Source organism: Clostridium sp. FP1 (genome assembly GCF_011065975.2).
GTDB classification, from domain to species: Bacteria; Bacillota; Clostridia; order Clostridiales; family Clostridiaceae; genus Clostridium_AD; species Clostridium_AD tagluense.
The window spans coordinates 847,501-860,732 of sequence record NZ_JAAMNJ020000001.1 but is presented as its reverse complement, the minus strand read 5'-3'; the positions used below and the strand labels follow the sequence as shown (position 1 = coordinate 860,732).

Genomic DNA, 13,232 nt, shown 5'->3' with positions numbered 1-13,232 from the left:
ATACTTCAATAATATTGATTTTTTTATAATCATTTCCTAACTAATCTTCTAATAATACTAGATATAGTATTATTAATTTAGTACTTAAATATAAATTTAGTATATCATTACAAAAAAGTAAGTCAATAATATCTTGCAATTTTTTTTTAATTATACAATTTTTTTAAAATAAGATTTATCTAATATCCTAAGGCTAGAAAGTTAATGCAAAAAATTTAAATTCTATCTCTGCCTATAAACTGGTAAGCTCAAATTTTGTTACATCAAACAAGCCTTTATCAGTGATTTTAAGTTTTGGAATAACTGGCAATGCCATAAATGCTAAGGTCATAAAAGCATTTACATTCTCATTAATGCCCAATTCCTCCGTGGCAATTTTATTAAGTTCTTCATGGCCTTTTGATACAGTCTCTAAATCACTACTAGACATAATGCCTCCAATATCTAAAGGCAAGCATCCTTTTACCTCTCCATTTTTAACAATTACTAGGCCTCCGCCAATTTCTATTATTTTTTGGACAGCTATTTTAACATTTATTGGACTATCACCTATAACCACTAAGTTATGTGAATCATGTGCTATAGTGGAGGCTATGGCTCCATTTTTCAGACCATACCCTTCAATTAAACCTTTACCAATATTGCCTGTTCCACTATGTCTTTCAAATACATAAATAGGTAAAACATCAACTGCTTCATTGTATATATAATATCCATTTCCATCTATGTTCACCGCTCTTGTTACACTTTCTGTAAAAAGGCTATGATCCATAATTTTAATTACTTTTGCAGCATTCGACGATATTTTTATTTTTAAATCCTCCTCTGCAAAATCTTTTATATTAACACTGTTAGATACAATTTCTAAAAGTTTTTTATCTTCCTTTATAGACTTATACCAATCATCAACTATGTGTTTACCCTTTTTAAAAGTTTTTAACACGTTAAAATCCGTTAAATTATCAACTATTATAAAATCTGCTATGTAGCCGGGGGCAATAGCACCAAGATTTTTAAGACCATAACATTCTGCTGAATTTAATGTACCCATTCTAATGGCAGTTATAGGACTAACCCCCGCTCTTATAGCAAGTCTAATGTTGTTGTCTATATGCCCTTCTTTTAAAATATCCTTAGGATGCCTGTCGTCCGTACAAAATGTAAATCTGCGTTCATTAAAAGGATTGACAGCACTAACTAAATCTAATAGATTCTTTGCCGCTGAGCCCTCTCTTATTGCAATATAAATTCCATTTCTAAGTCTATCTAATACCTCTTTATGGTTCATACATTCATGGTCTGTTTTAACACCGGATAGTGCATAGGCATTTAACTCTTTTTCTTTTATAATAGGCCCATGGCCGTCTACTATTTTATGATATTTATCAGTAAGCTGTAGTTTTTTCATGATGCCTTCATCTGTAAAAACAACTCCCTGATAATTCATTAGTTCTCCAAGTCCCAATACTCTTTCATGTTGCATAAGTTCTTCCAAATCTTCTGCTTCTAATATTGCACCTGATGTTTCAAATATCGTAGCTGGAACACAAGATGGTAGCATTATATACACATCAAGAGGTAGATTTTCACTAGACTCAATCATGTACTTTATACCCTCAAGACCTTTAACATTAGCTATTTCATGACAATCAGAAATAACAGTGGTAGTTCCCCTTGGTAGTACAGCTCTTGCAAATTGATATGGTGAACCCATAGATGACTCTATATGAACATGGGAATCAATTAAACCCGGAACTATATATTTCCCTTCACCGTCAATTACCTCTGTGCCTTCATAATCACCAATACCAATAAATATACCTTGGCTAATGGCTAGCTTACCATATATTATTTCCTGCGAAAAAACATTTACAACATTGCAATTTTCAATGACTAAATCTGCTTTTTTTCTAGCTGTAGCTACCTGTATTAAACTTTTGGTTTTACTTAATTTCATAGCAAAACATTCTCCTTTATGGTGCTTTATTTCATCAGATTACCATTTAAGAAAATAAAAGTCAATAAAGTTTACAGAATATTTTATCAATCTTTTTCATAATATTAAAAAAATTTTGTAAGTTAAAAATGTTTTTCACAAATTATATTGATTTTAAAAATAAACATTGATATACTTATTCCATGTAATATTTGTAAGTTTCTTTAATTTCACACTTTATAAAATGAATTGCGAGGTTTTTGTATGGATAATGATTGTAATTTAGATTTTTTAAAAAGATTAGCAAAGGGTATATCATCTGAATTTGGACGAAATTGCGAAGTGGTTATTCATGACCTATCATCTGATCATTTAGATTATCCAATTATATTTATTGAAAATGGTCATGTTACACACAGAGATACAAGCACTAGCACTTCACGTGTTGTTTTAAATGCGTTAAAACATGATGTTAATTCACTGGAAGATAAATTAAACTATATTACCAAAACTCATGATGGTAAGACTCTAAAATCAAGTACCATTTATATACGAGATAGTCAAAATAAACCTACAGGCATATTTTCTATAAATTATGATATTACTGAGCTTACTATAGCTAAAAATTGCTTAGACTCAATGCTTAGCCATAAAGAGGATACTGAAGATGTGAGTAACATTCCTCAAAATGTAAATCAACTATTAGATGATTTATTAGATGAATCGGTAAAAAAAGTAGGTAAACCTGTGGCACTTATGAGTAAAGATGAAAAAATACAAGCTATTCAATTTCTTAATGATGCCGGTGCTTTTTTAATTACAAAAGCTGGCGATAAAACAGCGAACTTTTTTGGTATTTCAAAATACTCAATATACAATTATATAGATATTAAAAATAAACTTTAATATAATTTGAAAATAAGGTGGTTTGAAAATGAATGAATTTATGAAAATAGCTATAGATGAGGCAATGGTAGGAATGGCAAACAATGATGGCGGTCCTTTTGGAGCAGTTATTGTGAGAAATGGTGAAATTATTAGTAGGGCTCATAATGAAGTTATTCATACAAATGACCCTACTGCACATGCTGAGGTTACAGCAATAAGAAAAGCTTCTAACATACTTTCCAGATTTGATTTATCAGATTGTGTAATATACTCTTCCTGTGAACCTTGTCCTATGTGTTTTGCAGCAATTCATTGGGCAAAAATAAAAAAGCTTTATTATGGTTCAACAAGGCACGATGCTGCAGCTATCGATTTTGATGACCAATACATATATGACGTAATCAATGGTACTGCAACGCAGTTACAAGTTGAGGTGATACAGATTGATAGAGAAGAGAGTCTAGAACCTTTTAAAAAATGGAAAGGTAAGATGGACAGAGTTCAATATTAAATAATAAATCAAAAGCACTTCTATTCACTCATCTGAATGGAAGTGCTTTTTTATCTACATTATTTCAATATTTCTTCATTACTTTAATACTTGCGTATTAACACAGGTATCCGGCTTTTCACCCGAAAGCACTTTAATAATATTCCTAGCGGCGATTAATCCCATGTTTGTTCTTGTTTCCATTGTCGCTGACGCAATATGCGGAACAATTACAACGTTATACATATCTAAAAGCTCTGGCTCAATTTCTGGCTCATTTTCATATACATCAAGTCCAGCCCCCCAAATTTCACCTTGCTTAAGGGCTTTAACCAATGCTTTTTCATCAATTACTGGTCCTCTAGATGTATTAACAATAACTGAAGTTTTTTTCATCATTGAAAATTCCAGATCGCTAATATAGTGAGTAGTAGAGGGCAGAAGTGGCACATGTAATGAAACAAAGTCCGCTTCCGAAAGCAAGGTTTCTTTATCCACATAAATAGCGCCTAATTCATTTTCTATTTTTGAATTATGCCTAAGGCCGGTATAAAGTATTTTCATATCAAAAGCCTTAGCTTTCTTTGCAAAGTTAAATCCAATTCGTCCTGCCCCTATAAGTCCTAAGGTTTTACCCGTAATGTCTCGTCCAAGAAACATCATAGGATCCCAAGATTGAAAAGCACCATTTCTTGTAAATTTATCTGCTGCCACTATTCTTCTGGATACCGCCATAAGCAGCGTCCATGCAAGGTCTGCAGTTGCATCATCTAACACCCCAGGAGTGTTTGTAATTATTATTCTTCTTTCAGTAGCTGCTACTGTATCAATATTGTTGTAGCCCACACCATAGTTAGCAAATATCTTACACTTAGTACCCGCTGCCTCCAGCACCTCACTATCAATATTATCAGTTATAAGACATAAAACAGCATCCATACCTTTTACCTTTTCTAAAAGTTCTTCTCTTAATAAAACTCTATCTTGCGGATTTATTTCTACATGAAAATGTTCTTCTAAAAGTTCAATAGCCTCATCTGGTATTCTTCTTGTTATGTAGACTTTCTTCTTATCCATTATATCCCATCCTCCTTGTATTCCTCTTGAATAGAGTTTTATAATTACAAATATCTTTTTTACTGATTCTGAGTAAATTAAAACTATTTTGTTTCTATTATTATATCACCTTTATAAGCTTCATCACCAATAGCTTTAATTATTCACAAATTTCCACAAGAGTATTCATTTGAGCATATTCCCAAACAATCTTAATATCATCATCTGATAGAGCGATGCATCCAGACGTCCAATCACCTAGTGTTCCCCCGCCATGTATGCCTATTGCCCCACCTAAAGGAGTGTTCCAATCCGGTCTTTTACCACTTTCAATTTGAGTATTTATTTCTTTAAACGCAAGTTCCTCTATTAACCCATTTTCAAGTCCTCTTTGAGCATCCTGTACACTCGGATAATCAAGTCCTAAGAATAAGGTATATTTACTTTTATCATTTCTTGTGCAAATATGATATTTGCCTTCAGGAGTTTTTCTATCTCCTTCCATATGTTTATCACCAATAGGAGCTCCCCCTATTGCAATCTTAAATTTACCTATTAGATTACCATCTCCATATAATTCTAATATCCTTATACCTTTGTATACCTTTATACCTACCTCTTGTGGTTCTTCTTCAGGCTTTGTAAAAAACAATCCTTCACCCTCTAGAGTCCATATAAATTGTTTATCTGCTTCATTTACTTCACCAAGATTAGAATCACAAGTTTTAAAATTGCTTTTATAAAATTCATAGGCTCCTACTACCCCAACTGCAAGCAAGGCTCCAATAACTATATTTTTTTTTCTCACTTATATCTTCCTTTCTATCTTTTTTATACTATATATTTTTCACTATTTTTATATTAAATCTAATTTATCATATAATTGCAAATATATCAAAGTTTAAATTTTATACTTTCCTTCTCAATAACATTTCTATTATTATAAATAAAAGCAAAAATTAATACCTCTGATTTATCGCCTCTCAAATATGAGTTCATTTCGTAGCTTTCCTACTTCTTTTATAATCTTCATTTTCCTTAAGCAATAAGTTACTTTTCTCGCCTTATATACAGTAACTTTCAATATTTTCGCTAAATCTTTATTTGTAAAATTTTCCGGAAGTTCTTCTGGTAGAAACATTAAAAAATCTTTTCCTTCTTTAAACGTTACCTTTTCTACTACCTGTACTAACTTTCTGTCCACAATGCTAATGCCTTTTCTTCTCCAGCTCCCTTTGCCATCCTTACATCTTATTTCTTCCTCTTTAGTCATTAAGATTTCTAGTATAAATTTTTCTTCATCTATCAAATCTGGTATCCTAATTAACTCATCAAACAGATCCACTAATTTGCCTTTTTTAGGGGATTTTCTTCTACTAATTACTTTATCCGAGTCATCCATTGTTACTATATATTTTTCAATAGCTATAGGGTGAACTAGCGTAACCATATTGTATTTAACCAGTTCTCTTAGCTTATTGCCAATTGCACTGAAATTTCTCGTTTGAATTTCTATTAATGAATCTTCCCTTACTAAATCAATTATATACTTATCTACTTTTACTTCTAATCTATCCCCTGGAATAGCATACCATTGTTTAATGGATGAGTGCAGTGATTTCTCATTATTTATGTTTATTCCTGATTGCTCCAAAATATAGACTACATCTTCTGCTTGTCCCATTTTTTCTCCTCACATTTATAAAAATATATTAGAATTCTCTTTCAAAGTTTTTATATCTTGTGCCTTGAAATGTAAGCTTTCCAACATCACCTTCTGCTAATAAGCCATATTCACTGCCACTTATTTTCAGTTCCATTCGGTCTCCACTCTCTACTTCAAAGGTTACATTATAAAATGTACTACTATGGGCTGGTTGATTATCATTCATACTACTACTGGTGGTATGTGCTCTTTTAGTTACTACCTTTGCCTTTACTGATAAAACAGGTTGTTTATTATTCTTCGACCATTGACCTATGCCTTTAATTATGCCGAATATAATTATACCAAATATTATCATAAATATAACTGGAACCATAAATTGGATAATGTTAAACATAAACATTAATTTTTCATCCCCTTTTATTTAGTTATACTATATCATATTATAATCATACCAAAAGTTTTATGATAAAGGAATTAATTTAAAAATGTATTTTACACTTAAATACTAATTGTGTATCAATGCACACTATAAGATAATATACTATTAGAAGGTGATGAATATGAAAATTACAATACTATCTGATACTCATGTAAAAAAACATAGCGATAAACTTTTCAAATTCATAGATAATATATCTAGAGAATCTGATATGATAATTCATGCAGGTGATTATGTTTCCTCTAGTGTGGTAGCAAAATTAAGAGAGCATAAGAACTTTATTGGAGTATGGGGAAATAATGATAAGGGATACATTAGAGATTTATTAAAAGAAAAGATAATTATACCCGTAGAAGGATACAAAATTGGTTTGTACCATGGTCATGGTAATGACAAATCTACACTTGAGAGAGCTTACGCGGAATTTAGTGGCGATAAAGTAGATATAATTATCTTTGGCCACAGTCATCAACCACTGATTATAACTAAAAACAAAGTCCTTATGATAAATCCAGGCTCACCATCTTACAAGCGGAGGGAACCATGGTATTCTTATGTTATTTTAGAGATTGAAGATAAGAAAATAAATGTTCAATTAAAATTTTTCAATTAATAATCATATCTACTGCGTTATTATTTAAACTCGCCAAAGAGGGTTTGCCATATAGGTGAATACGACGATAGCATTTTTCTTTAATACAGCATATATTATATGGAATAAATAATCTATTGGAATTGTTTATTCCATATTTATATTTGTCGATTATTAATGGAGATGAAAAAATGCACAAGAATGACTTCTTGTTAAAAATATTTGGAGTATCTGGAATCTTAGGTTTTATTTGCGAAATGTTTAATAACATGCAAACCTCCTATATTATTCTTTTGATGCTTATTATTTTAGATACTATTACAGGGATATTTACTGCTATAAAATATAAAAGGTTTTCCAGTGCAGGATTACGTAAAGCTACTAAAAAGATTATCACTTATTCCCTTTGCGTAATTACAGTTAGATTGCTAGAGACTATTTTAGCTCCCATAACAATCACCACCATGTTATCCCAAATTATAATAGCTTTTCTAGCGATTACAGAGAGTGTTAGTATTTTAGAAAATCTAACCCTACTGGGAGTTCCTATACCTTCTAATATTCTGCCTATATTAATTAAGACCCTAAAGATACCAGGATTAGATGCTATGTTAAAAACTTCTAAGGACAAGCATAGTGAATTTTCTGATATTGATGATATAATAAATTATCAAATTCCCGCTTTTGAGGATAAATATATTCGAAACTTTTTAGAAATTAAATGTGATGTAATGAAATCTACTATTAATCAAATCATTCTTATAGATGAAACTACTAATGATAATCCAGATATATTATTTTATAGGATACTGTCCACAATAGAGCTCGGCCTTAAGGATATGAATAAAAAATGGTCAGAAGAAAAAATTCCCACAAAATATATTGATTTTTTTTCTAAAGTGAATCAACCTAAAGTAGATAAGTGTCTAGAAAAACTAAAAATTATTTGTTATTCCACAAAAACAACAAGAGAGAAAAAAATCCAAATTATTGATTGTATTGTAATAATTTTATATCAAACAATAATTGATGCACGTAAAACCATATAATTGACTTTGCCCCTGTTAATGTAAATAAACAGGGGCAAAGTTAATTGTGTTAATCTTCTTCTATTTCAGTAACTTCATATCCTACTTCTTCAATAGCTTCTGTAATTTCACTATCATTTATCTCATCATCAAATTCTGCTATAGCAAATTTTTCTTCTAAGTCAACTCTTACTTTCATAGCACCAATGTCCAATAGTGCTTCCTTAACATGACTTACGCAATGACTGCAACTCATTCCATCAATATATATCTTTTTCTTCATTTATAATTCCCCTTTCAATTGTTAATTTATATTATTATATATGTTTCATTTTAGATTATATAATCAATAAGTCAACTAAATTTTATATAATGGCACAAATTCTTTTTATTTTACATTTAAAGTATTATATCCAAAAAAACAAAATAAATTCTATTTTATAATTTTTACCTTTTATTTTAATTTTAATTTTGATAGCCTCTTCACTAATTCCAAAGTAAAGTTATCTAATTCTTTTAGTACAAGTTGCAAATTCGTTATCTCATCTACTCCAAATTGAATGCTAGCCGCTACGCTTTCTGTAGCATCATTATTCTCTTTTGAAATATTCACTAAATTTTCAATCTGATTATTTATAGTAGATGCATTTGCAGACATTTCCTCAGTAGCTGATGATACCTCTTCCACCTTTTGCGAAACATTGCCAATAGAACTAGCTATTTTATCAAACTTGATTGCTGCAATATCCACATAACTATATACCTCTTTAACCCTATTTGCCACGCCTTCCATTGAGCCACCTGCAGCTGCTATTCCTCTTTGAACTTGTTTAATAAGCTCGGATATTTCTTCCGCAGATTTTGATGATTGTTCTGCTAATTTTCTTACTTCCTCTGCAACTACTGCAAATCCTTTACCTTGCTGCCCAGCTCTTGCCGCCTCAATAGAAGCATTTAGTGCTAATAAATTGGTTTGCTCAGATATAGCTGTAATAGCATCTACTATACCATTTATTGCTTCGGATTTTTCATCTAATTCTTTAACTAATTGCGAAGTATTTCCAACTTCCACAACTATTTCTTTTGATTTATTTGCAAGTTCCATCATAGTTTTATTTCCGTCACTTGCATTATCTTTAGCCTCAATCGCTTGCTGCGTAACCATTTGTGAATTATTAGCAATCTGACCTACTGCATCATTAATATAATGAATGCTATCAGCAGAACTATTCAATTCTTCCGTCTGCTTCTCTATCCTTAAAGCAATATTTCCAGTCAATGTATTCATTTTTTTAAATCCTTCTGCATTTCTGTGAAAGGCATCCGTAAATTTTTCTTCAACATCATAAATATCCTTAGAAGTTTTAGTAATATGAACTAAAAGTTCTTGGAATGTATCTAACATTTTATTAGTTGATTGTGCAAGTTCTCCTATTTCATCATTACTATCTATTTGTATTCTTTTTGTTAAGTCCCCTTCTAAATTAGACATATCACTCATTTTTTCTACTAGTACATTTATTGATTTAGTTTGGCTTTTAGTAATTTTCCTCACCATGAATTTTATGATTAAAAGAACTATAACGGAAAATACAATTGCACATAATAAAATTAATAGTTGCGCTTTCAATATAGTATCTAATTTAATCTTCAATATTACTAAGGCATTCATTCCCTTTTGTGTCTTCATAGGTATATATGTAGTCATGGAGGATGTCCTATCAATTACGTCTCTTTGCACCTCCGAAGTTGTTGCTTTACCAGTATTTATAGCGTTGTCAATCATTTCTTTATTAGCAGTATCTTCAAAAGCATCTCCAAACTTGGCAGTACTTTCCTTAGTTTTATCTAGAATATATGTCCACTTATTATCCCCATTTAAAGTAACTATAGATATCCCTTGTATAAAATCCACTCCTTTATCACCTAAAAAAGTTATTCCATCATTAAGTTCCTTGTAAATATCACTATTCTCTTTTTCACTTAAAAACTTATCATAATCCACTTTTTCTAGCCTATTAGTAATTGCCGTAGTAACCACAGGTCCTATGCCCACTACTACTTTTTTAACAGTTGATTGGAGCAATAAATATGTAGCAACAATTATTATTAAAAATATAGAAATTATTAGTAACATTATTCTTTTACTCAATTTATCACTTATAGATGTTTTCTTTTTCTCATTTATACCTTGTCTCATGTTAATTTTCTCCTTTTATGAATAAATTTTTGTTAACTCTATAACAAAAACAGCTGATTTTTAGCTGTTTTCTTCATTCCCATAATTATAAATAGCATCAGTCCTAGTACTGCAATAATATCTCCAATACTTATGGCGAAGTTCCTTAGGAAAGTTAGTGGAATAATATCTCCTAAAAACCATACCCTAGTATTTTCATTTATTAAGGAATAAAGTCCTTCCTTACTAATATTTAAAGTAATCCCTGCTGCTTTCGCTGCTTTAACACTTACTGGCATTGCTCCCCCATTTAAAAAAATTGGAATAGCATTTAGCAAAAATCCTAATCCCATAAGTACGATATACTTATTCTTTCTGTTAGAATAAATAAAAATTACAAGTAAAATATACATGATTGAATTTAATATATATGTAAAGATACCTATATTAAAAAAATCCTTTCTTATGCAAATAACAATAAAAAATTCTATAAAGAAAGATATAAAAACAAGATATGTGCATTTTATATCTACATTTTCTAAATTTCTTATATTTCCTTTTAATATATATCCAATAATCACTGCAAAAATTAAAGCTTCAATAAACATTTAAATCCTCACTTTACTTTTTTTTGTTTTTCTAGAACTTTAAAATATGCTGCCACTACCTTTGGGTGAAATTGAGTTCCAGAATATTTTTTCACTTCCTCTATAACCATATCATTATTTAAAGCTTTTCTATAGGGTCTATCTGTAGACATAGCATCTATAGAATCTGCAAGTTGCACAATAAAAACATCAAGGCTTAACTCTTCAACTTTTTTTCCATCTGGGTATCCATTTCCGTCATATTGCTCATGGTGATTGCGTATAATTGGTAGTACGTTCTCAAGATTTTTAATATCTTTTAAAATGTTATAGCCTATAAGTGGATGGGTTTTTATGATATCAAATTCTTCAGTAGAAAGTTTACCTGGTTTATTCAAAATTCGATCATTAATTCCAATTTTTCCGACATCATGAAGTAAAGCTGCCATATTTAATTGTTCAATTTTCCAGTCATTATATTTTAATTCTTTAGCTATATTTGCTGATATTTCAGCAACCCTTTTAGAATGTCCTTCTGTGTATTTATCTCTTGCCTCCATTGCAAGCATAAGAGCATCTACAGTTTGGACATATTGAGATTTTGATTGTATATATAAGTAAAAAGTGTATTTGGTTAATACTATAGGAACTAATACAAGAATTACACCAACATAACTGTATAAATTGAATACAAAGGCTAATATTATACCAAAAGGAGCCATAGCAAAAGTATTTAATAATACTAGTTTAGAATTGCTTATAAATGAATATATAATACTTTTTTTATTCATTATTGAATATACAATTGATATCATAAATATGTTAACTATATAAAACACGATACTAAACACAATAATTTGTAATAGATTACTATTTAATCTACCAGTATAAGTAGTTCCACCTACTAATTTGTAAAAATAATTTCCATATATAATTGGTAATACTAAGCTACACAAATTAAATAATGTTCCATAAAAAGGTGTATTAAATATGTGACTATATTTATTGTTATATTTAGGTAATCTAAATATAAAACCTAATACTGAAATTATTATTGTATTTAAGGCTCCAAATAAAATAAAACAAGCAACTGTAATTGCAAAACTTGTGCTAAAAGAGATTTTTTTGAAAATCACTGTAAGACTTTCTGTTAAAGCCGTTAAAAATATAAAAAATATAAAAATATCTGAACTTATTGAGGAAAAAATTATGTGTTCTGTTTTGAAGCAAATAAGAAAAGATATAAAAGTTATAAAATATGTAGTTATAAGATATATTTTTAGATTTAACGGTAATTTCTTCATTATTTTCCTCCTATGTATTATAAAGGCCGATAGTCCTAAATTACCACATCCAAGTTGCTGTTGATCCGCCAGCTATAGCAAGTGCTAATATAGCTAATAATATTGTAGTTAATTTTTTCATTATTAAAATCCCCCTTTGATTTAAATTAATAGGGCTACGCTATAACCTATCATAATTTATCTCCGCTATAGTAAACAATTAAAATAATAATTTCATAAACTAATTTTAAAAAAAATGTTAAGGTATCGGCCCTTAAAGCAATTTTATAAGCCACTTGGTGGCTTTTTAACAACTTTAACAGTTGTTAAGATTTGTTTTTTGTACTCTTCCATTTATAGCTACTAGGGTGGCTTTTGCAATAGCTTCATTTATATCATTTTTTACAATTGCAGATCCTACCATGGTTTCTTCTGATTCATTTATAACCATATTTACAAGAACTGATATAAAGGTTATATCCCTATTAGTAGTACTAATTACATCTTGTACATCAAATATAAAGACTTGTCCAAGGATTTTTTCTACAGCATCAATAATTGCTTTAGCTACTATTTTTTTTCTGTTAGCTGCAGTTTTTATTCCCACTTGTGTTACAAAAAATTCTTCTTCTTCATAAAGGAGCTTAACGCTACATTCTAACATGTTCGGTTTCACATTTAAGGAGATACCACCAAATTTTATCATTTTAATAGGGTCACAATCATCTGTTTCAATTTGTGCAATACTAATAACTTTTCTATCTATTCTATAATCAAAGGAGGTTAAAAGAATAGACTCAATATCTCTAACTATTTGCTTTGGTGCCCTTAAAGTATTAGCCAATATATGTATCTCTTGAATATCATTATCTTGATGTATTATTTTTGTACTAGTAACACCATTTAATTTATTTATCATTTCACTAAAAATATCAAAATCCATAATATACATCTCTCCCATTCAACAATAAGCAAATTATAGCACATTCAGTAATGGTATACAAGATTTTACATATTATTTATTATAGCATCGAATTCCTCTAAAATTAACATATCATTGTTAATTGTTATGTTAATTTTTACTA

The 13,232-nt window shown here is 29.8% G+C and carries 14 protein-coding genes; 4 read left to right on the top strand and 10 right to left on the bottom strand.

Annotation, left to right across the window (positions count from 1 at the left end; all coding sequences use genetic code 11):
• Positions 1-232: 232 nt before the first annotated feature.
• Positions 233-1,957, bottom strand: coding sequence for an adenine deaminase (gene ade, locus G9F70_RS04345; protein ID WP_164944832.1), 1,725 nt, complete (start codon positions 1,955-1,957; stop codon positions 233-235).
• 243 nt (positions 1,958-2,200) lie between these two features.
• On the opposite strand from ade, the gene G9F70_RS04340 reads away from it, so the two are divergent.
• Positions 2,201-2,842: a transcriptional regulator gene (locus G9F70_RS04340; RefSeq protein WP_125000323.1), complete on the top strand. Its 642-nt coding sequence runs from the start codon at positions 2,201-2,203 to the stop codon at positions 2,840-2,842.
• 28 nt (positions 2,843-2,870) lie between these two features.
• Entirely contained in the window at positions 2,871-3,335 is a 465-nt protein-coding gene (locus G9F70_RS04335) for a nucleoside deaminase (protein WP_164944833.1), read from the top strand.
• 78 nt (positions 3,336-3,413) lie between these two features.
• Here G9F70_RS04335 and G9F70_RS04330 read toward each other — a convergent pair whose 3' ends face one another.
• From G9F70_RS04330 to G9F70_RS04315, 4 genes are all read right to left on the bottom strand, one after another.
• A complete protein-coding gene (locus tag G9F70_RS04330) occupies positions 3,414-4,391 on the bottom strand; it encodes a 2-hydroxyacid dehydrogenase (protein ID WP_164944834.1) in 978 nt (325 codons plus the stop codon).
• A 139-nt stretch (positions 4,392-4,530) separates the two neighbouring features.
• Complete coding sequence (locus G9F70_RS04325) at positions 4,531-5,178, bottom strand: murein L,D-transpeptidase family protein (RefSeq protein WP_164944835.1); 648 nt, start codon at positions 5,176-5,178, stop codon at positions 4,531-4,533.
• Between the two features lie 165 nt (positions 5,179-5,343).
• On the bottom strand, positions 5,344-6,054 hold the full coding sequence (locus G9F70_RS04320) for a hypothetical protein (protein ID WP_164944836.1): 711 nt from the start codon (positions 6,052-6,054) through the stop codon (positions 5,344-5,346).
• 28 nt (positions 6,055-6,082) lie between these two features.
• Positions 6,083-6,433 carry a DUF2500 domain-containing protein gene (locus tag G9F70_RS04315; protein ID WP_164944866.1) on the bottom strand — a complete coding sequence of 117 codons (351 nt, stop codon included), beginning with the start codon at positions 6,431-6,433 and terminating at the stop codon, positions 6,083-6,085.
• Between the two features lie 166 nt (positions 6,434-6,599).
• Here G9F70_RS04315 and G9F70_RS04310 point away from each other — a divergent pair, with 166 nt between their 5' ends.
• Together G9F70_RS04310 and G9F70_RS04305 are read left to right on the top strand one after the other, a co-directional pair.
• A complete protein-coding gene (locus tag G9F70_RS04310) occupies positions 6,600-7,091 on the top strand; it encodes a metallophosphoesterase family protein (RefSeq protein WP_164944837.1) in 492 nt (163 codons plus the stop codon).
• A 170-nt stretch (positions 7,092-7,261) separates the two neighbouring features.
• A complete protein-coding gene (locus G9F70_RS04305; RefSeq protein ID WP_164944838.1) occupies positions 7,262-8,119 on the top strand; it encodes a phage holin family protein in 858 nt (285 codons plus the stop codon).
• A gap of 49 nt (positions 8,120-8,168) precedes the next feature.
• On the opposite strand, the gene G9F70_RS04300 is transcribed toward G9F70_RS04305, so the two are convergent.
• The 5 genes from G9F70_RS04300 to G9F70_RS04280 all read right to left on the bottom strand — a co-directional run bounded on the left by G9F70_RS04300 (position 8,169) and on the right by G9F70_RS04280 (position 13,090).
• Positions 8,169-8,381: a heavy-metal-associated domain-containing protein gene (locus G9F70_RS04300; RefSeq protein ID WP_125000299.1), complete on the bottom strand. Its 213-nt coding sequence runs from the start codon at positions 8,379-8,381 to the stop codon at positions 8,169-8,171.
• Positions 8,382-8,552: 171 nt separating this feature from the next.
• Positions 8,553-10,298, bottom strand: a complete 1,746-nt coding sequence (locus tag G9F70_RS04295) for a methyl-accepting chemotaxis protein (RefSeq protein ID WP_164944839.1) — start codon at positions 10,296-10,298, stop codon at positions 8,553-8,555.
• 38 nt (positions 10,299-10,336) lie between these two features.
• Positions 10,337-10,885: a DUF5317 domain-containing protein gene (locus G9F70_RS04290; protein WP_164944840.1), complete on the bottom strand. Its 549-nt coding sequence runs from the start codon at positions 10,883-10,885 to the stop codon at positions 10,337-10,339.
• An 8-nt stretch (positions 10,886-10,893) separates the two neighbouring features.
• Positions 10,894-12,168, bottom strand: a complete 1,275-nt coding sequence (locus G9F70_RS04285; protein ID WP_164944841.1) for an HD-GYP domain-containing protein — start codon at positions 12,166-12,168, stop codon at positions 10,894-10,896.
• 295 nt (positions 12,169-12,463) lie between these two features.
• Positions 12,464-13,090, bottom strand: coding sequence for a hypothetical protein (locus G9F70_RS04280; protein WP_164944842.1), 627 nt, complete (start codon positions 13,088-13,090; stop codon positions 12,464-12,466).
• Positions 13,091-13,232 lie beyond the last annotated feature (142 nt).